21 protein-coding genes are annotated in these 24674 nt (G+C 49.9%); 12 read left to right on the top strand and 9 right to left on the bottom strand.

Features of this window, described 5'->3' with window-relative positions:
- The first annotated feature begins 61 nt into the window (after positions 1–61).
- The 5 genes from LKE13_RS05445 (at position 62) to LKE13_RS05465 (ending at position 5118) form a co-directional block, all read left to right on the top strand.
- Complete coding sequence (locus tag LKE13_RS05445; protein ID WP_227948968.1) at positions 62–919, top strand: TauD/TfdA dioxygenase family protein; 858 nt, start codon at positions 62–64, stop codon at positions 917–919.
- A 33-nt stretch (positions 920–952) separates the two neighbouring features.
- Positions 953–1561 (top strand): glutathione S-transferase family protein, encoded by a 609-nt coding sequence (locus LKE13_RS18755; protein WP_227948970.1) that lies wholly within the window; start codon positions 953–955, stop codon positions 1559–1561.
- Positions 1562–1675: 114 nt separating this feature from the next.
- Positions 1676–4525 carry an intermembrane phospholipid transport protein YdbH family protein gene (locus LKE13_RS05455; RefSeq protein ID WP_227948972.1) on the top strand — a complete coding sequence of 950 codons (2850 nt, stop codon included), beginning with the start codon at positions 1676–1678 and terminating at the stop codon, positions 4523–4525.
- Position 4526: 1 nt separating this feature from the next.
- Complete coding sequence (locus LKE13_RS05460; protein WP_227948974.1) at positions 4527–4745, top strand: YnbE family lipoprotein; 219 nt, start codon at positions 4527–4529, stop codon at positions 4743–4745.
- 28 nt (positions 4746–4773) lie between these two features.
- Positions 4774–5118 carry a YdbL family protein gene (locus tag LKE13_RS05465; RefSeq protein ID WP_227948976.1) on the top strand — a complete coding sequence of 115 codons (345 nt, stop codon included), beginning with the start codon at positions 4774–4776 and terminating at the stop codon, positions 5116–5118.
- Between the two features lie 3 nt (positions 5119–5121).
- Here the strand turns inward: LKE13_RS05465 and LKE13_RS05470 are convergent, their stop codons facing one another.
- The 4 genes from LKE13_RS05470 to LKE13_RS05485 all read right to left on the bottom strand — a co-directional run bounded on the left by LKE13_RS05470 (position 5122) and on the right by LKE13_RS05485 (position 10567).
- Positions 5122–5586, bottom strand: coding sequence for an L-2-amino-thiazoline-4-carboxylic acid hydrolase (locus LKE13_RS05470; RefSeq protein WP_227948978.1), 465 nt, complete (start codon positions 5584–5586; stop codon positions 5122–5124).
- A gap of 70 nt (positions 5587–5656) precedes the next feature.
- The gene (yghU, locus tag LKE13_RS05475; RefSeq protein WP_227948980.1) at positions 5657–6541 is read right to left on the bottom strand and encodes a glutathione-dependent disulfide-bond oxidoreductase; all 885 of its coding nucleotides are present in this window, start codon (positions 6539–6541) and stop codon (positions 5657–5659) included.
- 167 nt (positions 6542–6708) lie between these two features.
- Complete coding sequence (locus LKE13_RS05480) at positions 6709–7917, bottom strand: sugar-transfer associated ATP-grasp domain-containing protein (RefSeq protein WP_227948982.1); 1209 nt, start codon at positions 7915–7917, stop codon at positions 6709–6711.
- A gap of 25 nt (positions 7918–7942) precedes the next feature.
- The gene (locus LKE13_RS05485; RefSeq protein ID WP_227948984.1) at positions 7943–10567 is read right to left on the bottom strand and encodes a non-ribosomal peptide synthetase; all 2625 of its coding nucleotides are present in this window, start codon (positions 10565–10567) and stop codon (positions 7943–7945) included.
- A 299-nt stretch (positions 10568–10866) separates the two neighbouring features.
- Here LKE13_RS05485 and LKE13_RS05490 point away from each other — a divergent pair, with 299 nt between their 5' ends.
- On the top strand, positions 10867–11589 hold the full coding sequence (locus LKE13_RS05490; RefSeq protein WP_227948986.1) for an HAD-IA family hydrolase: 723 nt from the start codon (positions 10867–10869) through the stop codon (positions 11587–11589).
- A gap of 7 nt (positions 11590–11596) precedes the next feature.
- Here LKE13_RS05490 and LKE13_RS05495 read toward each other — a convergent pair whose 3' ends face one another.
- The 3 genes from LKE13_RS05495 to LKE13_RS05505 form a co-directional block, all read right to left on the bottom strand.
- Complete coding sequence (locus LKE13_RS05495) at positions 11597–13246, bottom strand: hypothetical protein (RefSeq protein WP_227948988.1); 1650 nt, start codon at positions 13244–13246, stop codon at positions 11597–11599.
- A gap of 202 nt (positions 13247–13448) precedes the next feature.
- Positions 13449–14996 carry an alanine/glycine:cation symporter family protein gene (locus LKE13_RS05500; protein WP_227948990.1) on the bottom strand — a complete coding sequence of 516 codons (1548 nt, stop codon included), beginning with the start codon at positions 14994–14996 and terminating at the stop codon, positions 13449–13451.
- Positions 14997–15010: 14 nt separating this feature from the next.
- Positions 15011–15448 carry a universal stress protein gene (locus LKE13_RS05505; RefSeq protein WP_227948992.1) on the bottom strand — a complete coding sequence of 146 codons (438 nt, stop codon included), beginning with the start codon at positions 15446–15448 and terminating at the stop codon, positions 15011–15013.
- 514 nt (positions 15449–15962) lie between these two features.
- Here LKE13_RS05505 and LKE13_RS05510 point away from each other — a divergent pair.
- The gene (locus tag LKE13_RS05510) at positions 15963–16787 is read left to right on the top strand and encodes an enoyl-CoA hydratase (RefSeq protein ID WP_227948994.1); all 825 of its coding nucleotides are present in this window, start codon (positions 15963–15965) and stop codon (positions 16785–16787) included.
- A gap of 27 nt (positions 16788–16814) precedes the next feature.
- Here the strand turns inward: LKE13_RS05510 and LKE13_RS05515 are convergent, their stop codons facing one another.
- Both LKE13_RS05515 and LKE13_RS05520 read right to left on the bottom strand, forming a co-directional pair.
- Positions 16815–18041, bottom strand: coding sequence for an MFS transporter (locus tag LKE13_RS05515; protein WP_227948996.1), 1227 nt, complete (start codon positions 18039–18041; stop codon positions 16815–16817).
- Between the two features lie 174 nt (positions 18042–18215).
- Positions 18216–19010, bottom strand: coding sequence for a hypothetical protein (locus LKE13_RS05520; RefSeq protein WP_227948997.1), 795 nt, complete (start codon positions 19008–19010; stop codon positions 18216–18218).
- Positions 19011–19102: 92 nt separating this feature from the next.
- Between LKE13_RS05520 and LKE13_RS05525 the strand changes: the two genes are divergently transcribed.
- Genes LKE13_RS05525 through LKE13_RS05545 form a run of 5 tightly spaced genes read left to right on the top strand, consistent with a single transcriptional unit; the run spans position 19103 to position 24638 of the window.
- Complete coding sequence (locus LKE13_RS05525; RefSeq protein ID WP_227948999.1) at positions 19103–19885, top strand: IclR family transcriptional regulator; 783 nt, start codon at positions 19103–19105, stop codon at positions 19883–19885.
- Positions 19882–20880, top strand: coding sequence for a thiamine pyrophosphate-dependent dehydrogenase E1 component subunit alpha (locus LKE13_RS05530; protein WP_227949002.1), 999 nt, complete (start codon positions 19882–19884; stop codon positions 20878–20880). Before LKE13_RS05525 ends, LKE13_RS05530 begins: the two co-directional genes overlap by 4 nt.
- Positions 20880–21857 (top strand): alpha-ketoacid dehydrogenase subunit beta, encoded by a 978-nt coding sequence (locus LKE13_RS05535; protein ID WP_227949004.1) that lies wholly within the window; start codon positions 20880–20882, stop codon positions 21855–21857. The genes LKE13_RS05530 and LKE13_RS05535 overlap by 1 nt, the downstream gene beginning before the upstream one ends.
- Entirely contained in the window at positions 21857–23587 is a 1731-nt protein-coding gene (locus tag LKE13_RS05540) for a thiamine pyrophosphate-binding protein (RefSeq protein ID WP_227949006.1), read from the top strand. The genes LKE13_RS05535 and LKE13_RS05540 overlap by 1 nt, the downstream gene beginning before the upstream one ends.
- Before the next feature lie 34 nt (positions 23588–23621).
- Positions 23622–24638, top strand: coding sequence for a DctP family TRAP transporter solute-binding subunit (locus LKE13_RS05545; RefSeq protein WP_227949008.1), 1017 nt, complete (start codon positions 23622–23624; stop codon positions 24636–24638).
- Positions 24639–24674: the final 36 nt, after the last annotated feature.

Here is a 24674-nt window from a genome sequence, read left to right on the forward strand (position 1 = left end):
GGAACCAAGCAAAAGTAATCAAAAATCACCGCCGCCTCTATTTTCAGGGAGGGTTACCACCATGAATTTTAATGTGAAACCTGTTGATGCAACGTTTGGTGCCGTTGTGACAGGCCTTGATCTGAAATCCTTGGGCGAGGCCGATTTTTCCGATCTTTATGCCAACTGGCTGCAATATTCTCTGCTGATATTTCCTGCGCAGCATTTGACCACTAAACAACAAGTGGCGTTCGCCCGTCGTTTTGGGGATATGGAGTTTGATCTGGCGCCCATCAGTAATGTCGATGCTGACGGGAATCTGATTAAGTCGAATGAGAACGACATGGTCAAGATACTCAAGGGGAATATGGGGTGGCATCAGGACAGCACCTATATGCCGGTACAGGCCAAAGGGGCAGTGTTCAGTGCACATGTCGTCCCATCAGAAGGCGGGGAAACAGGCTGGGCCGATCTCACAGCGACTTATGAGGCTTTGGATCAGGCAACGCGCGATCTCATTCAAGATATGAAAGCCTATCATTCGCTCCATTATAGCCAGCAAAAAATGGGTTTCACCCAAAAGAAGAAAGATAGTGAATACAGCGGTTATGGTCTTCACGATCTGGAACCGCCGCTTCGGCCTCTCGTCAAAACCCATCCGGAGACGGGTCGACCATGTCTGACCATCGGGCGTCACGCTTATGGCATTCCCGGATTAAGCGAAGAGAAATCTGAAGCGCTTCTGGAAGAGCTGGTCGATTTTACCTGTCAGGCTCCCCGTATCTACCATCATCACTGGGAGCCAGGGGATGTGGTGATATGGGATAATCGTTGCCTGCTGCATCAAGCTACACCATGGGATATGAACCAGCCGCGTATTATGTATCATTCGCGTATTGCCGGGGATCCAAAAAGTGAATTGGCGCCGAGCCAGCCGTAGTCATGTGGAATTAAACATATAGAGGAGAGTATTGTGAAACTATACGATCTGCCTGCATCGCCAAATGCCCGCCGTGTCCGGATTTTTATTGCAGAAAAAGGATTAGATATCCCTAAAGAGGAAATCGATCTTTCCTCAGGTTATCACAAAACGCCAGAGTATTTAGAGAAGAATATTCTTGGACGTATGCCAGTGCTTGAACTGGACGATGGAACGACAATCTCGGAAAGCCATGCGATCTGCCTCTATCTGGAGGAGATACATCCTGAACCTCCACTCATGGGGACAACGCCGTTGGAGCGGGCGCAAATTGAGATGTGGAACCGGCGTATAGAGCTGGAATTGCTGACCCCACTTGTAAGTGCCTTTTCTCATAGTCATCCCATGTGGAAAGGTATTCGCGAACAGGTCTCGGAATATGTGCCGGTTTGCCAAAAACAGGCAACAGCTAGTCTAGACTGGCTCGAGTCATCTTTGGAGGGGCGTGAGTATATCGCGGCGGATAGTTACAGTATCGCCGATATCACGGCGCAGTGCGCGATCCTGATGGGAAAAGCGGTTGGTGTCCGTCCAACTGAGGAGCAAGTGAATATAAATAGCTGGTGGGGCCGCGTAACCAGCCGCCCAAGCGCCCGAGCGTAAAGAACTATTGCTGTGAGAGACAGAAATATGGCTTTCTCATCGCTTTAGTTATGCCTTAGGCTTGCCTTATTGGTATGTCCTTGTAACTGACATAAAGTCATTCAGGAAGGATAGATGGCGGCAGGCGCAAAATCAGGCATTCTTCGAAAGCTCATTTGGGGCGGGGTTGTTCTGCTCGTTGCCCCGCTTGTCGTCCTAATCCTTTTTCGTTCAACGATTCTGGAATATGCGGGGAAGTTGGCGCTTGATTACTACGGGTTTGACGATGTCATATTGACTGTTGAGGCAGTTACCCTAGATCGCGTGACTATTGAAGAAGTATTGCTCTCTGATCAGATTATACTGCGTGATGTTGCAGTGCATTACACGCCTCTTGCTCTCTTGCGGGGAGAAATTGATAAGGCGGAAATCGACGAACTTTTTATCAATGTCTCCAACCCAAATGATGGCGCCATTAAGCAAATAGCCAGCCTTGTCAATGAAGAGGGTGGTAAGGAAGAAGCCGCGCAAACGTTCCAGATTCCGGAAATCTCCCTAAAAACCGGGAAGGTTATCTCGAAAGACGAACAACGGTCGTTGCATATGGATTTTTCGGGCACCGTGTCGACCGATCAGATACTGAAGGCTGAAGGCTTGGTAAAGGCTGAGATTAAAACTGCCTCCGGTCCGATCATTCTAGAGGATATGGTGCTTTCTCTGCACGCGGATATAGGCGGACAGTCGGCGGTGTTGGAGCTTAATGGCGGAACCATACGCCATGCTGGACCCAAGCCGGACTGGGCACCGCTCATGCTGGCCGGGCAAGGAGAACTGGCGGCGGGTGCCGCTGATATTCAAATAGCTTTAAGAACGGCGGAAGGTCAGCCCCTGATGGATCTGACTGGAAACTATGATACTGCCTCCGCAGAAGGTCGAGTTCAACTCTCGTTGGAAGCTTTATCATTCCGCCGTGATGGGCTGCAGCCTGTGGATTTGACGCGTTACGCGGAAGGGCTCCCACCCATCGACGCAACAATAAAGTTTGCGGCAATTGCTGAAATTGTCGGATCGGCCATCACCTATGATGGGAATCTTGTCGTTGAGAAAATGGCGGTGGCGCTCACCGATGGGCATCTTGCTTCGGGCAAGCTGCCTGTTAGATTTCAGGGACAGTATGATCTGGAAAACAATACTCAGAATGCCCGAATGACATTGCAGAGGTCTGAAGTGTCGGGTGAATTTTTTGATGAGATGCTGATCATCAGTGATCTTTTCGCTGAGTTGGATATTCAAAATTTTACTGAAAAACTTGATCTTAATACACTCAGCGGAGTGATTAGCGATACTGGTTCAACGCCCGCTTTTTCTCCCTTTCACTTTCTGCTTGCTGGCGGGGTATCGTCATCGCAGGATCTATCGCTTCAGGGAAAAGTTGGTAATAGAGCGGAGAATTTCCAAGTTGATGTGTCTGTGGCGTATGGGATAGAGACTGGCGCAGGGAAGCTGTTCTTCCGGCTGCCCGAAACAAAATTCGGTAGGGATGGAGTGTCGCTTGCCGGGCTATCATCTCACCTAAAAGAAGTTGGAAATAGCCTCACCGGGACTGTGGTGGGCACAGGAGAAATAACCCGTGATTCAGCGGGTAATATCGCCTTTTCATCACTGGATGCTGAACTGAGGAATGGCCAATGGCAGGATAAGATGTTGGTCGCGGAGGGACTTAATTTCAAGGTAATAGGCGGCCAGAATGAAGAGGATACCCTGTTCGAGGGGAGCATTACAGGGCGTACCGGAAACGCCCGGCTGGATGCCCAGAATATAGCTATTTCAGATATTAAGGCGCGTTTTGAAACATCCTTTGAGAATATTACCCTTGGAAAAAATGGACATTTTGGGCTTATTAATATGAAGGTAAGCCCGAAAAAAGGCGCACTTTTCAAGGAGGATCAAATCGTCATTGGAGACGCGGTCTTAAAGGACGAAAGAATTGATTTCACTTTTGCGCTTACTTCAGATTTTCTTGGAAAATATCTTCGTATGGACGGTCGTCATTCTTTATCGGACGAGGCCGGATCAGCGCAAGTCGCTGTTAATCCGTTTTCTTTTTCAGAAGATGGGTTGCAGCTCTCAGATCTTATCGTCTTCGACACAGAGATGAAAGTCGAAGGAGACGTTGTGGCAGGCGGCGAGATAAGCTGGTCCGCAAAGGGTATGAAGTCTTCCGCGGACGTCAGTCTTAACGATCTTTCGATCAAGACAGCGGGTAGTAGTATTTCGGGGCTCATGGGCCAGGTGCATATTAGTGAGTTGAATCCCATCACTGTTTCGTCTCCCCAGGAACTGAAAGCGCGCAGCGCTACTACGGGCATTTTATTGGAAAAGCCTTTTTTGCGCTTTCGCGTCGAGACGAAGAATGGCTCTCCGGTGTTATATCTTGATCTGCTAACGGTTGGGCTGGTGGGTGGTACCGCCATCATTGAAGATGCGCGCGTTGATACGGGCGCGAAGGTCAACCGGATTGAGGTTCAACTGACCCGCCTTGATCTAGAGGAAGTTATGGCACTCAGCAATGTTGAGGAGCTTATTGCGACCGGTCGTGTCAGTGGAAAGATACCTCTCGTTTTTGGTGGAGCTCGTTTGCTTGTCGAAGATGGGTTGCTGGCCGCAGAGGGGCCGGGAGTGCTGAAAATGACGTCGGACGCGGCGCGTCAGGCCCTTGGAGGGGGCGGGGAACAGGCGGAGTTGCTTCTAGATATATTGGAGAATTTCCGTTATTCGGAGCTGTCGATTGAGATCGCAAAGACGGAAAACGGCGAAGACACGGTTAAACTGCATGCTGCGGGCAGTAATCCAGACGTTGAAAATAACCGCCCTGTGGTCCTCAATATCAATCTGACGACTAGTTTGGACAAGATATTTAACGCTCTTCTGGATGGCTATCTCTTGTCGGAAAAAGCGCTCCGTGCTACCGTGGATGGTCGGTAAAATGAGTGAAGGAATATCTGTGGATAAGCATTCTCTTCTTGCGATGTCGATCGTGACAGTGGTTTTGTTCGCCTCAGTATCCTGTACCCCAACGGTAAAGGTTGAGGCGCCGGCGGAACCCATCACAATCAATTTGAATATTAAGTTGGATGCGGAAGTGCGCCTCAAGATAGAAGAGCAGGCCAAAGACGATATTAGTAATAACCCGGGAATTTTCTGATATGCGATCTGTTAAGAACAATAGGAATATGAGCCGTAGGCAGATTTTTCGTAAAGCATTGTTGGCGCTTACTGTTATAGCGTGCCTACCGGTTTTCGCAGTGACACCGGCCTGGGCGGATCAACTGGATGATCTGCGACGTTCCGGCGCGGTTGGAGAAGCGTTTGATGGCTTTGTCCGGGCACGTGATGGGTCTGCGCAAGGGTTTGTTGCCACCCTGAATGAACAGAGACGAGCTATCTATGTGAAACGAGCTAAAACTGAAAATGTTACAGTTGAACAGGTCGGGCGTGTCTATGCGGTAGAAATTTTCAAGAAGGCTCCAGCAGGTACCTGGTTTTTGAATGAAAACGGACAGTGGACACAAAAGTAGGCCTTATTTCTCTACTTTGCGAAAGCGAAAATCGCACATTCCATCGCCCTTCATACAGGTTTTTTCGCGTTTGAGTTCTAGGCCCAAGCCTTCCGCGAGTGCGTAGTCGCAATTACAGATGAGGAGGGGGCCGAGATCGCGTGCCTCCATTTCCTCCATCAATTTCGTATAGGCGCATTTATGCACATCGACATGAAATTCTTCGTCGCTGCGTTTTAGTACATCAAATTCGAAGTCCACACCAATACCGAAGGAGGCAAATTCAGCCTCCAGCTTGGGAATAGTCATTGGCGTCTCACGCGATCGCATTTCGGATACTTGGCGGTTACGGCTGTCTAACGCCTCGCGTACGAGCTGATGCGCCGTTTCCCGGCCAAGCTCTTTTTCCATTGCCCGAACTAACGGTATTTGCGCTTCTACCGTAAGCTTGATGTGTTCAAAGGGGGTAATGTTGTTCTTGTCGGCCATCTTTTGAGTTCCCTTTGCAGAGGCTTTCCGTCCGATAAGGCCACCGAACGGAAAGATAGGGCGGCATATCCTAGTTCGTGGCGTTTGCTGCGTCGATTTTGTCTTGCGTCTTATTCTCGAAATCGCTGGCATCGTGCCGTTCACGGAGTTGTTCTTCTGGCGCTCCGTATGTCCGGTTGACCATGCGTCCGCGACGTACCGCATCCCGCGCACCTACTTCCTCCGTCCAGCGATTAACATGTTTGTAGGAGGCGGTATCGAGAAATTCAGAAGCCTCATACACCCGGTTCTGTACCAAGGCACCATACCAGGGCCAGATGGCCATATCTGCAATGGTATATTCGTTGCCACAGATAAACTGATTGTCAGCTAGCTGACGGTCCATAACATCGAGTTGCCGCTTCACTTCCATGGCAAAACGGTTAATTGGGTATTCAAATTTCTCTGGTGCATAGGCATAAAAATGGCCAAATCCGCCACCAAGATAAGGGGCACTGCCAACTTGCCAGAAAAGCCAGGAAAGACATTCCGCTCGTTCAGCGACATCAGTTGGGATAAATTCACCGAATTTTTCGGCTAGATGTAACAGAATGGCTCCGGATTCAAATATCCGTATCGGCTTTGCGCCACTATGGTCCATCAATGCCGGAATTTTGGAGTTTGGATTGACTTCAACAAATCCGCTGCTGAACTGATCACCCTGTCCAATATTGATCAGCCATGCGTCGTATTCTGCGCCGGAAAAGCCCTTTGCCAGCAATTCTTCCAGCATGATAGTGACCTTGACGCCGTTGGGTGTCCCGAGAGAATAAAGCTGCATGGGATGCTTCCCGATGGGGCGCTCTTTTTCATGGGTTGCGCCAGCGATAGGGCGATTAATGCTGGCAAAGCGGCCGCCGCTTTCCATTTCCCATTTCCAGACCTTCGGGGGTACGTAGGCTGATGTTTCATTCATTTGCGAAACTCCGTTCACTTAATCGCGCGACGCGACAGGTGGTATTTTTCGATTATGCGCCCATGGCCATTCTGACCAAATTTGTTCAAAAGTCCACCGACAGATTTGAGGCAGGCCATGTTCGTCGCTATTTTTCTCATGTCAGATCGCATCACTTTGACCCGTTGCTACAAGCCGTCTTTATTAGCAATTTCAATGATCGCATTTATATAGGCATGAAAGCTTCCGAGGCCTTCCTTATGTGCGTATTGCGGGTTTCCCCAAATATGGTTCGTTTCAAGGATAATGGGGCCATTATCAAGAATAAAAATGTCATGGCCGAGAGAAAAAATTTCCGGAAAGGCATCATGTACAGCAATGGCGAGAGCTTGGGTTTCTTCGAAATACGGAACTTCATATCCTACAAGCGGCAGATTATCTGGGCCAAAAGTTTCTATGCTATCAGGAAGTATAGCGGTTACTTTCTGGCTTCCCCTTAGAAGTTTTCCGGTGAGTAGATCAATAGGAACACCAATGGCGGAGTAGGAGGCATCGACCAGACTGTCATTAATGCCAAGGCGCATCCGGGCTAGGAGGGGGCGGACCTGGCCATTGTCACGAAAAGTAATGAAGCGAACGCTTTGAGTACTGTTAGGATTGAACTTTAACAGGTTGCGATGGCTTTTAAGTAGAGGTTGGAATATCAACTCCTGTTTGATGTTTTTCATTAAAATTTTGAAGATTTCAGGCCACCTATTTTCGAAGCCGGCTCCATCTGCATAGGTTAGCGACCATATCCCGTTTTGGTCGCAAACTAGCCGTCCTGCGCCACGGCCTTGCAGCCCAAACCGGGGCTTGAAAAATACTCCTTCAGTCGTCGCAATTGGGCTTAGCTTGTTTTCGAGCTCCATCTCTGGTGTCGCTTTGAGATCAAGCCTAGCTATGATTGGCGCCGTTCGTAGTCCTTTTTCACTGCATAAATTTGTAAATCGTACTTTGTCCTCAGTCAAAATTGTCGTTCTCTTTTGATTGAGGAAGAAGTTTAGAAAGCTGTGCTGGCGGTAATCAATGAATTCTCCCGCTCGGGCATACCTTTCAGGTAAGAATAGCGCGCATATGTAGTATTCGCTCGGTTCCGTGCGAAACATAATCAGCAAGACAAGGCGCTCAATTACTTGCCTCAAGTATCCTTTGCCGGATAACTTTTGTGCGTTGGCAATATCCGATTTCGGTGGAAAGAAAACAGTGGGTAACCGCCGTAGAAAAAAGCTGATGGATAGAGCTTTCCGAAAAGGACTGTTGAATTTACCTGTTCGTTCTGCTTTTACGGCAATCCTTCGGATTGTTTTCATGCTGGCGGGATAGGCCTTGCCATATTCGGGCCAAAACTGTTTCAATGTTTCCCCGCTCCCTCTGGTCGGTTTAAACCGACAATTCTTCTTCCTGAGCCTTTGATAAGTAGTATGTAAGCTTACTGGCGAGATACTGCACGTTTGGCTCTTTCATTATTCCAACATGACCGCCTGAGATTTCACAAATATCCAATTTTCCCTTTATCAAGTTTTGCCATTCGTTATGGACATCGGGGTGAAGTGAAACGGGCAACTCTGTCCGAAAGAGTATAGCATTACCTGAATAAGCAGTCGGGTAAAATTTTCGAACATTTAACGCGTTGATATCCTGATTGTTGACCATGCCTGCGGTAGATGCCTCAGATCCGGGAAGATTGCTATTGGGCGTCTCCATAAATTTCAATCTAATCAGCCGCATGACGCCCTTGGCTATGTTGCGAAACCTATCGAAGATATAGTTTGCCTTCTTCTGTAGCGGTAAGCGCGCCCATACCTTGTAATGCAGTGATATCCAGCTTAACGGCGAGACATATCTTTTTCGACTGGGAAGATAGGTATCCAGCAAGGCAAGAAACGCTGTTTTCTCACCGAAGGCATCAAGCTTTTGCGCAATCAAAAAGGCAATAAGGCCACCAAAGGAATGCCCACCGAGATAGTAGGGACCAGTTGGCTGCTGCTGACGAATTTTACCCAGATAGTAATCTGCCATTTCTTCAAGAGAGGAAAAACGAGGCATATTTGTGTCGGACTGAAATTGCTGAATTCCGTAAAATGGCTGATCTTTATCCAGATGTTGGGCTAAATCCCGATACCCAAGAACCTCCCCGCCGATCGGATGGATAAAGAAGAGTGGCGGACGGCTTCCCGTCGGCTGAATTGGGACAATACAGGAGGACGAAAGTTCCTCCTGTACGTGCCTTGCCATTTCGCGAATTGTTCCCGCCTCGAACAAGATGTCTCTCGGTAGGCGGCGCCCCATCAGTTTTTCAATCTGAAGAAACAGATCCACCGCCTGAAGAGAGTCTCCGCCAAGAGCAAAAAAATTTTCGTCCAGGCCAATTTTCTCCCGTCCGAGCACATCCTGCCAGATTTTCTGCATATTAAGCGTGTCTGCAGGGATTGCTCCGTCTGGGTCGCCGATCAGTTCTGCATCTTCTGATGACGAAACCTGTAGCTGATGATGAAGCTTCCGACGCTGTGCTTTACCTGTTGCGCCCTTTGGTATTTCATCGACGAAAATGATACGGGACGGAATCTTGTTTGGGATGAGATAGTCTTTCATAAAAGCTTTGAGTTCGGAATCTGAAATAGTCTTGTCCGCCTCCAGCACGATCGAAAGGACAAGGTCCTCACCTAGTGTTTTATGCGGCAATGGGAAGGAAACAGCCTCGCGGACGGCATCATGCTTCAGCGCGACCTGATCTACTTCGGTCGGGATGATCTTTACGCCGCCGCGATTGATCATTTCCTTAATGCGGCCGGTAATGAACAGAAACCCGTCTTCGTCTAGATAGCCTTCATCTCCCGTATGATACCAATCCTTTGAGAAGGATTCCTGGTTTGCCGTGGGGTTGTTCTCATAACCATCGAAAGCGGTCTCTTTATTGACAACAATTTCCCCTTTTTCCATTGTTGGAGTGAAGTCTCCCGCTGCATCAACAACAAAAATGCGATTTCTATCAGGCTGGCCGACACTTCCAACTTTACGAGGTGCGGGTGGGATTCCTGTGCAGGCCATGAAGCTTGTCTCTGCAGAGCCATAGGCTTCAATAACCGGCGTGTCAAAAACCTCTTCTAACCTCTCCGTAATTTTCTGATCTAGATGGCCCGTTCCAGTTCGAAGCATTCGTAAAGAAGGTTTCGCCGTTTCTATGGCATCCAAATGGTCATGCGCCTTTCTTTCAATAGAATGAAAGACGGTATATCCGGCGGCGATAACGGTAGGCTTTGCATCACCTAGACAATGGAATAGTTTGTCGACATCGTTATTCTTGATGGGGAAAAAATTTGCGCCGGAATAGAGTGTTGTGAGCAACCCAGCGGAAAATCCACTTGTATGAAACAGCGGCATGATATTCAGGATACGATCCTGATTGGTGAATTTCATCATTTGCACCATGTTCGCAACACGCGGCATCACAATGCGATGGGAAAGGGGGACCGTTTTCCCATAGCTGGTGGTCCCCGATGTTGTAAAGACAACGGCGAGATCTTCTGCATCGACTGGCTCGGGGGTAAATCCTGTATGACTGCCGGCGGTGCCAATGAGCTGAACCTTGCCGGCTTTGGCCGGATCTATCTGCTTGATATCAAGAATCGGTAGGCCAAGTTTCTCCGCTGCATTGCGTGCTTGAGAAGAGAGATCTTCTTCAATGGCGAGAGCCTTTATACTCTTGTCCTGAAAATGCAGGTAAAACTCGCCGGTGGACATCGCCGGATTGAACGGCGCCACCGTTGCGTTGCAGAGGATACCAATTAGAGCGGACGCCATTTCTGCGCCGCCGGAGTGAACTACCGCTATCCGGTCATTGCGACCAAACCCACATCTTGCTAATTCGCTCTGAAACTCATTAACCAGTTGATGAAGGCATTGATAATTCACGGGGGATTGGTCGGGGCCAAGAAGTGCAGGAGCATTCGGGGTTTCTCTTGCCCAGAATGAAATAATATCATTGTACGTTCGAAACGAATTCATCAAAAAATGCTCGGCTAACAGTAAGGCCTTAGTAAAGTGAAAAGACTATAGTTTAGGTAAAATTGCCAGCCGTTAAACTCAAATGTCCAGATTGTGATAATTATCCACACATATGTGGATAAAGCACTAAAATTTACGCAATGGTGAGTTAGACTGCCGATATTGCGTAATTTTCAGAACTTTTCCGCGCATTGATTTATAAGATACAGACAGTTACACATAAGTTGAATGGTACTGTTACTAAAATTCCGTCGTGCTTTTTATGGACGGATGATGAACGAAAGCAGAAAGGTCCGCTTGTGATCGCTTCAAATGTAAAAGTTTTGTGTTTTGATGTTTTTGGTACTGTCACGGACTGGTATTCCTCTGTAACACGGGAGGGGCAGAAATTTTCTGACAGGACTGGGATCACGGTTCCTTGGGGAGAGTTTGTCAACAAATGGCGCATTGAAGGCTACCTGAAAGCACTCGGTGATATTTCTTCGGGCGAGAGAGAGATCATTCCGACAGCAGAAATCCATAAAGAAAAACTCCTTTCTCTGTTCGATGAGTATGGAGTACGCGGGATCGGTGATAGTGATATTGAAGATTTCAATCTTGCCTGGAACCGTCTGGATGTGTGGGATGACGTTGTGGAGGGACTCGCAAGGTTGAAAGAAGACTTTATGATACTGCCTTTTTCAAACGGCGACTTTCGATGTTTACTCGATATAAGCCGCCACAATAACCTTCCGTGGAACGGAATTATTTCCGCTGATTTTTTCAAGAAGGTGAAGCCAGATCCCACAATTTATCACGATACCGCCGCGCTGCTTCAGCTACCGCCAGAGCAGATCATGATGGTTGCCTGCCATGCCCGTGATCTTGAAGGGGCGAAAAATGCTGGCTTCAGGACAGCTTACGTTAATCGTACTCTCGAGTACGGTCCTGATGCAGTACCGGAAGAAAAGCCGGTTCCTTTCGATTATGACGTGAACAGTTTTATCGAGCTTGCAGAAGCTTTGCGAAACCCATCATCTTGATGCGCCTCTAATCTAGCTCAATGTTTTCTTCTGGAATCTCGCTCCCCTGGATTCTTCCTGTGATAATCCACTGATTGAGCGGAGTTCTCTCTGCACCGGAGGTGTAGTATTTCAGTGTTGTATAGAAGATATAGAACTTATCTTCCACAGGCTCGACGGTGGCCACCTGAAACTGATCCCATTCATAAAAATAGGTTGTTTCTGTTCCTGAGAGTGTGATGTTACCGGTTGAGCTGACATCGACCTTGTCGATTTCTGCGGTGCTGGTCTCCTTGGTGCGATGGGCTTTTTCAGTGTTAATAACGAGGCGCTTTATCTCCCCCACGTAATCATAGTCCGGACTCTTGAGTGTCTCCATCGCAATATCGGTCAGATCGGAATCCGTGATTGCCGCTTTCGGCATCCGCACCAACTCCCGCGCCTTTTTGTAGTTTTCTTCATATCTGTTCGCGACATCTTCAACGCGAGCAAGTAGCGTGACCCTTTCCTCATAATTGTCATGCTTTAGAAGGTTTGCATACTCGGCTGCTTCGTTGACCAGAAGGTGCTTTTTCGCTAGCTCCTGGCGGATTTCATCCGCCCGCCCTGCAAGCAAGAACTGTTGCATTTGTTGCTGCGGGTCCTTGGGGTCGAAATTGTCATAAAATGACAGGTTTTCGGTTTCAAACTGAACTGTATGGGTTAGATTAGCAGTGAAGGTTTTGACGCCATTATCTATATTTCCGACAACTTCCCGCAGATACCGCTCAAACCTGTCGACATCCTGAAGGTCATAGGGTGCACCCTGTTCAACGGTACCGACATTATTCGGCAAATAGGCGCGCTGTTTGATATCCGGAATAGGCTGAAAGATCGCAACCGCGGCTTTTCGTGTTTTGGCAAGATCGCGGAGCCATTGCGCCAACTGTCCCTTTTCGTATGGTTGCTGTGGCGTGGGTGGAACTTTCAGTTCCCGCAAATATCCATTAATTTCTTTCAGCCGTGCCTGCACGTCACCGAGAGCGGCAAGCTCCTTCGCAGCATGATCCTTGCCAAAGACAACCATGTTCTCCAGCGTCGCAAGAGAATTGCCGGCAGCTACCACATCCGGATCGTCCTTGAAATCTGTAAATTTGGCATATGTCCCCTGAAATCTGACAAGGGCATTATCAATTTTTTGAACGTAAGCCGGGTCTTGGAAGGGCTTGGGCCCGGCCTTGTCAACAGTATCGGTTGCGCTTTCAACATCTCGTTTCAGTTTTTTGATATGAACACGCTGCTGAGAGATCATCTGCTTGGGCGCAGTGTTTGATGAAGTCGTCGCGGTTGAGGCGGGAGCAGTGCTGCTTTTTGGCGCAGCGGTTGTGGTTGAGGTTGTGCCGCCTGATGGTTTCAGCATGCTATTAAGATGCGTCACCAGGGCATTGTATCGCTGGGCGGCTTCCTTCCACTCTGGCTGTGAATGATCTGGTGCGCCATCAAGGCGCTGGCGAGTAAGCTTAAGAAGCTTCAGATCACGATTTATGTTGGTTTTAGAGGCGGACGCCTGCCCGGAATATTTTTGCTCATATTTTTCAATATCGGAGAGGGCCGCGGTCACATTTCTGTCAACATCAGCAAGGGCCATTCCTGTCAGAATAAAGAAAAACAGAACAACAGCAGAAGTTAGCTTTTTCATGATCGTTAAATCCGCCAGTTTATTGTGTGAAAGTTTTATTTATGCGTGCTTACGGTCGTTGATACGAAACCGTAGCATAATTCCGCAGAGTAGACGAGACCTTCAATCCGGGGGGGGCGGCCTATAAATAAAATGTATCTGGAGTGATTGGAATTGCGTCAGAATAAAAGGAGGCGCCTGTTAAAAGCGCCTCCTTTTGTTGTTAGCCTTTGAATTTTTTGATTTCACCTGATTCAAGACGTTCGCGGTAAGACTGGAATTCCTGTTTCACCAGCTTCATCAGGAAGTAAAGCGCGAAAATATTGACCACGGCCATCGCGAAGATAGCTGCGTCAGAGAAGTCAATAACCGGGCCTAGGCTTGCCGCCGCACCAATGATCACGAAGGCGCAGAAGATCAGCTTGAAAATCAGCTCAGTCGTTTTTCCTTCACCGAACAGATACGTCCAGGCTTTCAGACCATAATAGGACCATGAAATCATCGTCGAGAACGCAAACAGGACCACGGCAATGGCCAGAACATAAGGGAACCAGCTAACAGCAGAACCAAAGGCCGCTGATGTCAAGGCAACTCCGGAGGTGCCGCCAACTGTTGCAATCATTGAACCATCCAGCATGTAGTTGCCGGATACCGGGTCAATGATAAGCTGGCCTGTGATGATGATGACCAGCGCCGTCATTGTGCAGATTACTACCGTGTCGATGAAAGGCTCTAGCAGGGAGACTACTCCTTCCGTGATTGGCTCTTTCGTCCGTACGGCCGAATGGGCAATCGCAGCGGAGCCTACTCCGGCTTCGTTGGAAAAGGCCGCCCGCTTGAAGCCCTGGATCAACGCGCCGACAAAACCACCGGCGACACCAAGGCCCGTAAAGGCACCTTCAAAAATCTGGCCGAAAGCCCAACCGATCTGGTCGAAATTGACCGCGAGAATAATAATCGCCGCAGCCACATACATGATGCCCATAAAGGGAACGACTTTTTCGGTTACGCGTGCAATTGACTTCATGCCGCCGACAATCACGGCAAACACGACAACAGCGAAGATGACGCCGGTAATCCAACCAGGATAGTCCCCGACAATGCCAGAAATCTGGGCATGTGCCTGGTTTGCCTGAAACATATTTCCGCCGCCGAGGGCGCCGAGAATACAGAAAATAGAGAAGAGAATAGCGAGAGCTTTGCCGCCCGGAATGCCGAGTTGCTTGAAACCTTTCGATATATAGTACATCGGTCCGCCTGAGACCGTGCCATCTTCATATTCATTACGGTATTTCACGCCAAGCGTACATTCCGTAAATTTTGACGCCATGCCAAGAAGTCCGGCAAGGATCATCCAGAATGTTGCGCCTGGGCCACCAATACCGACGGCAACGGCCACACCGGCAATGTTACCAAGACCGACCGTGCCTGAGAGGGCCGTTGCAAGGGCTTGGAAATGGCTGACTTCACCCGCATCATTAGGATCCGAGTAATCGCCTTTAACCAAGCTAATCGCGTGACCAAAGAAGCGAAATTGGACGAAGCCGAAATAGATCGTAAAAATAGAGGCAGCAACAACGAGCCACATAACAATCCAGGGAAAGCTGGTCCCTGGAATGGGCGCGAAAATAAAGCTGACAAACGGGCCTGTGACAGCGGCGAACATCTGATTGACTTGCGCGTCAAGCGTCATTGACTCTTGGGCGAGTGCCGGGCCAATAACGGCGATTGCTGCGATTTGGACGAGCAGCGCGATAAATATTTTTCTCATGATAACTCCCCCCTTTAGCCGATCACAGTTACAGGTACATGCGCACTCATCACCAGTGTAGATGTTGAGCTTCCAAACAAACGATCAACTAGACCCTGACTGGAGGCGCGACCGACAATTATTTGTTCTGCTTTCTCTTCCTTGGCGATGGCGTTCAGAATATCCGCGACATGGCCATGGCGAACGACGCCCCGACCCTTGACGCCAGATTCTTTGAGCTTTGCCAGTGCTGGATCGACAACTCGCGCCATTGCGAGGGAGATTTCTTCTTCACGACGTTTGTGGCGCTGCGCATTTTCCTCGGGTGTCTGGAATGAATACGGAGACCATTCAACGACATAGACGACCAGAAGTTCACAATCCCCGATCAGGCCCGCCATTCGCTTGCCATAGTCAAGAACACGTTCCCCCGACTCATGGCCGTCAAGACCAATTACCAGTGTAGTAGTCATCTTTACTTCCCCTCCTGTAAAAGTACCGTTATTCGCGAACATCAGCTAAGCGGATGTTATTGCGTCCAAATATCGGGAGGACAAATCCCCGAAACTAGAACATATGCGTGCCGATACAATTGTCCCCCAAACCTATAATAGATTAAATTAATATAAATGGGGAGCAATCTTATTCAGTAGGCGAATTCGATACAAAATACGAAAATCCAGATTATCAAGCATAGTTTGTCTTCGGGACGTAGAAAAAGTCTGAAAAATTCGATGGTATTACGTTAAAAATACTGATGATTTTGGAGCTAATTGGCGTATGAGCTTTTTTCTAGAAACTACCTCTATGCGTTGCTGCAATAAATAAAAAATCTGCCTCCATAGAAATAATTAGCACCTTATTTTCGCAAACATTTTCTGCGATGATCGTCTGTTTCGGAGGAGCCGATTTAAAATGACTTGAAGACGCCTCCCTTGATTTGGATTAAGCTAGGATCAACCAAAAATAACAAAAAGGGGAATTGTAATGACCTATGAGCATATAAAATTTGAAACAGAAGACGGCATCTCGACGGTAACCCTGAATCGCCCAGACAAGCTGAATGCCTGGACACGAACGATGGAGCGCGAAGTACGTGATGCGATGGAAACAGCGGATAAAGATGACGCGGTTCGAGTTATTATTCTCACTGGAGAAGGTCGCGGTTTTTGTGCTGGTGCCGACATGGATCTTTTAAGCGGGATTGAAGACGGATCAGAAAAACGAGAGCCGGGGGCAGTATATGGCACTAAAGCCTACAACGTAGCGGTCCGATCAGACTTCCAGACGCAGTATTCTTACTTCCCGTCTATCAGCAAACCCATTATTGGTGCCATTAATGGGCCCGCCGCTGGATTAGGAATGGTTGTGTCTTTGTATTGCGATATGCGCTTTGCTAGCCGGGACGCAATCTTTATGACCGCATTTGCAAAACGCGGCCTGATCGCGGAGCATGGCATTTCCTGGATGCTTCCGCGTCTGATTGGACACTCTGCGGCACTAGATCTCTTGTTGTCGTCACGCAAAGTGACGGCGGAGGAAGCTCTGCAGCTTGGTCTCGTAAATCAGGTTCATGATGCCGACGCTTTGATGCCAGCTGTCAAAGCCTATGCGGCGGATCTTGCGCAGAATGTATCTCCGCGTTCCATGGCGGTAATGAAGCGCCAAGTGTATGACGCCCAGTTTCAAAGTCTGAGCGACGCTGTCGCGACTGGCAATGAGGAAATGATCAAGAGTTTTGCGAGCGAGGATTTCAAGGAAGGAGTTGCTCATTTTCTTGAGAAGCGCCCCGCGAAATTTTCAGGACGATAAATCAGCGCACCGCATTTTAAAAAATGCTTACGCGGGCATCGGTTTTTCAGGCGGTCTATATAGGGCGAACATAATTTGCCCTATGCCTGCTGAAAGCCCTAGCCCAACGCCGATTTGTAGCGCCAGATCATAGGAGCCGAGCAGATCAAACAACCATCCGCCACCGAAGGCGCCGACAAAACTCCCAATCTGGTGGATGAAAAAGGCGAAGCCCTGGATCATTGCCTGCCAACGCAGGCCGAACATGTCTACAACGGACCCGGCGACCAGTGGGGATACGCCAAGCCAGAGGAAACCCATAACGGCGGCAAACAGTATCGTTGTTGTTGGGGTGGGTGGAAGAATGAAATACGCGGCAAGAACAAATGACCGCGAGACATAGATTATGCCAAGTAAAACTTGCTTCGACCAGCGGCCGCCAGCCCAGCCAAAGAACAGGCTGCCGATGACATTAAATCCGCCGATGATGCCAAGCGCGGAGGCACCCAGCATTGGATCTAGCCCGCAGATAGCGAGATAGGACGGCAGATGCGTTGTCAGGAAAACGAGTTGCATGCCACATACAAAATAGGCAATTGCCATTACCAGAAATGGTGCATGACGAAAGGCCACCGCTATGGCGGCACCGGCGGGTAGTTTGTCAGAACTGTTGGCAGAGAGTTCCAGCGGCGCTTCCTTATCGACACGCCCGGCGATCCAGGCCGCGGGAATTATTATCAAGGCCACGACGGTGAATCCGATCAGGCCGACACGCCAGTCATAAAGCGATTCAAGAAGCTGACCGAGAGGTGCCGTGAACATAGCGCCCACGGATCCGGCGGCCGACATCATGCCGAGCGCCGTACTGCGCACTGAAGCGGGAACCAGCCGTGATGTGAGGGACAGCGTCATTGCGAAAGAAGCGCAGGCCATGGCAATGCCAACGAAGATGCCTGCGCCGATAATCACCATTATTGTTCCGCTTGCATTGGCGAGGAAAATCATTCCAATAGCATAAGATATCGCACCACTAACCATGACGGGCCTAAACCCCCATCGATCAGCAAACATGCCGGCAAAGGGCTGACAAATACCCCAGACCAGATTCTGCATAGCAATTGCGAAGGTAAAATCCGTTATGGTAACCGCGATATCCTGCGTAAGTGATGGCATGAATAGGCCGAGACTTTGTCGCAGGCCGAAACTCAAGCTTAACATCACTGCCGCGGCGATCAGGATCGGGAGAACTGGCCGTAAGGCACGAATGGTGGACATAAGAATTGTACCGTTATTATTATTTTGCGCCATCATAGTATGCGGGCGCGGTCTTTAGCAAATGAGTTTACCGAAACATGCTTGAATAACCTTAGCTAGGGACCGCTCCAAAAAATTCGGATCGCTCGCTAAATTCGGGCATGTTTAGGCGAGATAGTCGGAATTGGCGTGATGTCATAGACCGGTTAGCCAAGCCTTCAGGCTTTTGCCAACCTTTGCACCAGCGTTCCGTGCTCTTTCATTTGCTTTTGATATAACGCCGGTTTCAAGGGCAGAGTGGGCATCGCCGATCCGTGCCGTTTCGTGGGAAACAGTGACCGCAGCCACCTCTCGTTCATCCAGAGCCGGTAATCGTGAAATTGTTATGTCATCAGAAAGTACGCCTGCGTCATTAAAAACAGCAATGCGAGCGGCGGCTTTAAGTGCTCTGGTTGGATTTCCACCAATAAGACACCCATGAGACCCTGTAATTATTACCTTGTTTTCATCTTTCGGGATCACAAGGGAAGCAGAATCCACTAATAATATAGCCAGCCCATTTTCATCTAATCTAAGTTCATTCCTTGATTCTTCCACTTCAGGCAGAAGACCATGCGGTTGCGGTGCATTTTCAAGTGCACGCACTGCCTCGTCCACGGGCATGCCGACCTTCAGGCCACATTGGGCCGCAATGGGATTTACAATAGTGACGACCCCTCGTTTGAAGGCATCTTCAGCCGATCCTATCAAGCAGCTTCGGCAATCGATGGACGCGGCAGCCATACCGGCTTTCGCCAGCGCAAGAACGCCAGCAACGCCGGCCTTATCAAGGCCGATGCCTGCGTCATTAAACAGAACAGCACGAATGCCCGCCGCTGATGCGACCGCAGCTGGGTAGATTCCGCCGTGTGAGCCCGAAACGACAATCTGGCCCCGGTGTTCTTCATTCGCGTCGGTTATTGAATCGAGTAAAATTGGTTGTTTTGTCATTTTTTAACCTTACCCGGCTTGACTCTTGGCATCAATAAGTTTCAAATTACGCAACAAAAAATTCCGATAAACGGAATTAGCAAGGGAGAATAATGACAAGTCTGTCGGCACCTAAGGGTTCGATCGCGCGCGCGGCACGGGTTTTGGAAGTGCTGTCGCTTGCGCATGACGGCGCGGATCTTACGGAAATCGTTGCGCAATCGAAGTTTTCAAAGACAACCACGTTTCGGGTGTTGGCGGCTCTGCGCGAGATTGATTACGTATTTCAGGATCCGGCCACTAGAATCTATCGGTTGGGATCGAAGCTCGCCGAACTGTCCAGAAATTCTGAACGTATCAATGTCAGTGCCCTTGCTGAACGCGGAATGAACAGATTGGCGGAAATGTCGGAAGACACTGTTTTTCTCTCGGTTCCGGAAGGGGCCGTTTCAATTTGTGTAAACAGAAAAGTTGGGGCCTTTCCCATTCGTACCCTTACGCTGGATAAAGGGGATCGCAGGCCTTTGGGCGTCGGCGCCGGATCTCTCGCGCTATATTGCTCGTTGTCGGACGAACAGAGGGCGGCGGTGTGCCGTGTCAACAAGAGCTGGCTTGCCGACTATGGTGTTACCGACGAAAACCTGACGGTAGAGTATACTTTTTTTAAAGAGAATGGCTACGCCCGCAACCGGGGCGGGGTAGTCAACGGGATGAGTGCGATTGCTGTACCGGTTATGACAGCAAGCGGTCGGCTAGTCGCAGCGCTTGCCATTGGCGCGATTAACGAGCGGATGGAAGCGTCGCGGATTAATGATCTTATCCTGCCGGGATTAAAAAGAGAGGCCCGTCGGCTCGCCGGCCGGTTTAATGCATTGGAAAAGGAACAAAATAAATGACTTTTGCCGGTCACAATTTTGAGCGCGGACGATCCCTGCTCGAGATGATGGAGCGTATTCGCGCGTTTGAGGAGCAGGCCTGTTTGGCAGCTGAGAGAGATCAGCTTGTGCTTGGCGCCATTCATCCGTCTATCGGCCAGGAGGCTGTCGCCGCCGGTATAATGTACAATCTTACGACGGAAGACATTTTGCTTTCAACGCATCGCGGCCATGGGCACACGCTGGCAAAGGGCGCGAGTTCTCTCGCGATGATGCGTGAATTGCTCGGCCGGGAAGGTGGTTGCTGTGGCGGCAAGGGCGGTTCAATGCATATTGCGGATTTTGACGTAGGAATGCTGGGTGCGAATGGTGTCGTGGGGGCAAACATCACGATTGCGGCGGGTGCGGCCCATGCCATCAAGCTGCTGGGTGATGACAGAATTGTCGTCGATATTTTCGGCGATGGCGCAATAAACCGCGGGCCGTTCCTTGAAGGAATGAACTGGGCCGTCGTTTTCAAGTTACCCATACTTTTCGTTTGTGAGGATAACCAATATTCCGCAACGACCAAAACATCTTCTATGACGGCAGGCGATGGCGCAGCCGCGCGTGCAACGTCGTTGGGAATGCGCTCAACAACTGTTGACGGTAATGATGTGGAATTGATTGCCGATACGGCAGCGGATATAGCTTCGCGGTTGCGTGCGGGCGGTCCGCCAGAATTTCTACATGCAAAAACATATCGCCGTACCGGTCACACATCCTTCGACCCGGCAACCTATCGACCGGCAAATGAAGCGGCGGAAGAAGAAAAAAGAAGCGATCCGATAAAGCGCCAACGTGCAGTTCTTGAGGCGGCGGGCATGTCGGAAGCCGATATTCAGTCTTTACATGAAAATGCTCAGAAAGAAATGATAGACGTACTTAAAGAAGCGGCCGAAACGCCTTTCCCGACAAATGAAACTGCGTTTAAAGATGTCCAGGATATCGGTAGCCCTGCAGTGGAGGCTTACTGATGCCGAAACTAACTTATAGAGATGCAAGCCTAGCCGCTATCCAGCACTCCATGCGGGATGACTCGACCGTCTGGTGTGTCGGTGAAGATTTGGGCCGAGGCGGCGTGTTTGGCCAGTATAAAGGCCTTCGGGAAGAATTCGGCGACGCGCGGATCTCCGATGCGCCGATTTCTGAAGCGGCAATTATGGGTGCTGCTTTCGGTGCCGCGATGATTGGCACACGCCCAATCGTCGAGATGCGGTTCTCAGATTTTGCGCTATGCGCGACGGACGAGTTGGTCAATCAGATCGCAAAGGCTCGGTTTATGTTTGGCGGACAGTCGCGGGCGCCGATGGTCATTCGGAAGCCAATGGGCCTCTGGCGTTCATCTGCGGCCCAGCATTCCCAATCCCTTGAGAGCTGGTACGCACATATTCCAGGCCTTGTCGTTGTCTGTCCTGGAACGCCTCAGGATAATTATTCCATGTTGATGGCGGCCATCGCCTGCGATGATCCGGTTGTGTATCTGGAACATAAGGGCATTTGGGATATAGAGGGCGAGGTTGATTTCTCTAAGAAATACGAATTTGGAAAGGCCGAGATACGGCGCGAAGGAACGGATGTGACCATCGTCAGCTGGTCGAATACGGCGAACCTTGCTGTTGAAGCCGCTAACGCGCTCTCCGGTCAAGGCGTCAGCGCGGAAGTTATTGACCTTCGCAGCCTGTGGCCTTGGGACAAGGAAGCCGTGCTCAAAAGCGTCGCCAAGACCGGTCATCTGGTCGTTGCGCATGAATCGGTTGCCGTCGGTGGCTTTGGGGCGGAAATCGTTGCGACGGTCGCCGAAAAGGCTGGCCATACATTAAAAGGACCGGTACGCCGCCTCGGCGCGCCACGGTCACTGGTGTCCTATGCGCCAAATCTCGAAGATATGCTGCGTGTTACCTCGGAAATGATGGTCACGGCGGCGCAAGAAACTCTGAAAAAGGCAAGTTAATGATTAAAAATGAAATGACAGGCGGTGAAGCGCTGGTTCGTATGCTGCTCGCACATAAAGCCGGTCCTATGTTTGGTATGGGAGGCTTTCAGCTTCTGCCATTCTATGACGCGGCGAGACGCTTGGGGCTTAACCACAATCTGATCAACGATGAACGTTGCGCGGTATTCGCGGCTGATGCCTATGCAAAGGTATCGAACCGAGTTGGTTTAGTGGATGCAACACTGGGGCCGGGGGCAACAAACCTTGTAACCGGTCTGGTGGAGGCCTTGAACGCGGGTTCTCCGATGGTAGCCATTATCGGTGACGCGCATCGCGATCATGCGGGCAAAAACATGACGCAGGAAACCGATCAGGTGTCCATTCTTCGTCCTGCCTGCAAGGAACTCCTTAAAATCGAGGCAATTCACCGTATTCCGGAAATCATGCGCCGTGCCTTTGCCGTTGCCACATCAGGCCGGCCCGGTCCTGTCGTTGTAAATGTGCCCGAAGACGTTGCCCATGGGACTTATAATTTCGAGCCGGAAGAGTTTGAGGTTGATGGCGCTCATTCCATGATGCCAGCACTTCGCTGCCGTCCGGATGCAGAGATGGCAGCAAAAGCCGCGGCTATGATTGCAACGGCGAAGCGACCCATGATACTCTGCGGCGGCGGTATCCATATTTCCGGCGCGCAAGAGGAAGTTACACGATTGGCGGAGGCTTGCAGTATCCCTGTCGCCCATACGCTTACGGGTAAAGGGTCAATTGCCTGTTCAAATCCGCTGAGTGCGGGTCTTTTTGGTCGTTACGATCGTATTGCAAATGACCTGATAGCCGAAAGTGATTGTCTGCTGGTGGTCGGGTGTAAGCTAGGTGAAATTGCCACTAAGCGATACACGATCCCGGAGGCCAATGGGCCGGTTATTCATCTCGATATCGTTGCCGAGGAAATGGGGCGGACGTATGAACCAGCATTGAAACTTTGGGGCGATGCTAAGTCCGGGTTGAAAGATCTATACGACCTGCTGGAAAACGGCGCCGGTGAACAGCGTCAAATGCGCGAAGACTATATTGCGGAAATCCCCGAGAAAATGGCTGCCTGGCGGGATGATGTGTCGGAGCGTCTTAATTCAGATGAAACGCCGGTTCATATGGCGCGGCTGATCACTGAAATCAATAAACTGCTGCCAGCAGATGGTTATCTTATTGCCGACGGCGGGTTTGCCGCACATTGGGGTGGATTGCTTTTCGATACTAAAAAGGCAGGCCGGGCATTTGTTCCGGATCGGGGATTTGCCTCAATCGGATACGGTTTGCCGGGATCGATGGGCGTACAGCTGGCCGAGCCAGAGGCAATCGTTGTCGGGATTACCGGCGATGGCGGCTTTAATATGGTTCTGGGTGAGCTTGAAACAGCCCGTAGAATGAACCTTGGTGTGACCATTATTGTCGTTAATAATGCCGCGTCAGGATATGTTAAGGCTCTGCAGCATCTGATGTATGGGGATGGCAACTACCAGTCTTCGGAATTGTCGGAAACCAACTATGCCAATGTCGCGAATGCTATGGGATGTCACGGAGTCCGCGTCGAAAGCCCGGATCAGTTGGAAGCCGCATTGCTCAGCGCATTTGCGGAAAAAGATCGCCCAAGTGTAGTCGATGTCGTCGTCACGAGAGACCCCGCAAGAATGCTTCCTGCGGTGGATAACAGGACCGTTCAGGTCAAAAAGGGAGACCGCGTGGCATAATGCGCGGTTTATCATAATAGGGAAGGAAAAGACAATGAAACTGTATGCTTTGCTTGCGTCCGCCTTAATCGGCGTTGCCAGTATTTCGCCGTCATATGCGGCCGATTATAAGTCAGAATATAAGGTCTCAACAGTAGTACCTGCGCCATTTCCATGGGGGCTAGCTGCTGACAAATGGATTGAGCTTGTGCGGGAGCGTTCTGACGGCCGGATTAATATGAAAGCTTATCCCGGCACACAGCTAGTGGCCGGTGAGCAGACCAAGGAATTTACCGCGGTACGTAAGGGTGCAATTGACATGTCTGTCAGCTCCACCATTAACTGGTCGCCACAAATTCCGGAAATGAATATCTTCGCATTGCCGTTCCTGATCCCTGATTACAAGGCGATGGATGCTCTGACCGGCGGTCCCGTTGGTGAGGAAATTTTTGAGATTGTTCGCTCCAAAGGTGTTGAGCCTCTGGCATGGGCTGAAAACGGATTTCGGGAACTGACTAACTCCAAAAGGGTTGTTCGGACGCCAGCTGATCTGGAAGGCATGAAAATCCGCGTGGTCGGTTCTCCGCTCTTTAATGACACATTCACGGCTTTCGGTGCAAACCCGGCGCAGATGAGCTGGGCGGATGCAAAGCCGGCTCTGACAACCGGTGCGGTCGATGGTCAGGAAAATCCGCTGACGATCTTTACCATCGCCAAAATGCACCTTGTCGGCCAGAAATATGTCACGACTTGGGGATATGTTGCGGACCCGCTGATCTTTGCGGTTAGCCACAGAGTGTGGAAAGATTTTACTCCTGAAGATCAGGAAATCCTTCGTCAAGCAGCGATTGATGCTGGTGCGTATGGCATCGAAGTGGCGCGTACAGGCCTGACCGAAGGCGATGACTCTCTTTATAAGTCGATTGAAGGTCTTGGTGTGACAGTGACGCATCTCACGGATGAAGAACGGCAACAATTTGTCGATGCGAGCCGTGGCGTGTATGAGAAATGGACGGAGATTGTCGGTCCGGATCTGGTGAAGAAAGCGGAAGAAAGCGTTGCTAACCGCTAATTCGCTTTATTAAATATGGTGAGCCGGAGGGAGAGA

It is taken from the genome of Sneathiella sp. HT1-7, from assembly GCF_020731145.1.
Lineage (GTDB): Bacteria > Pseudomonadota > Alphaproteobacteria > Sneathiellales > Sneathiellaceae > Sneathiella.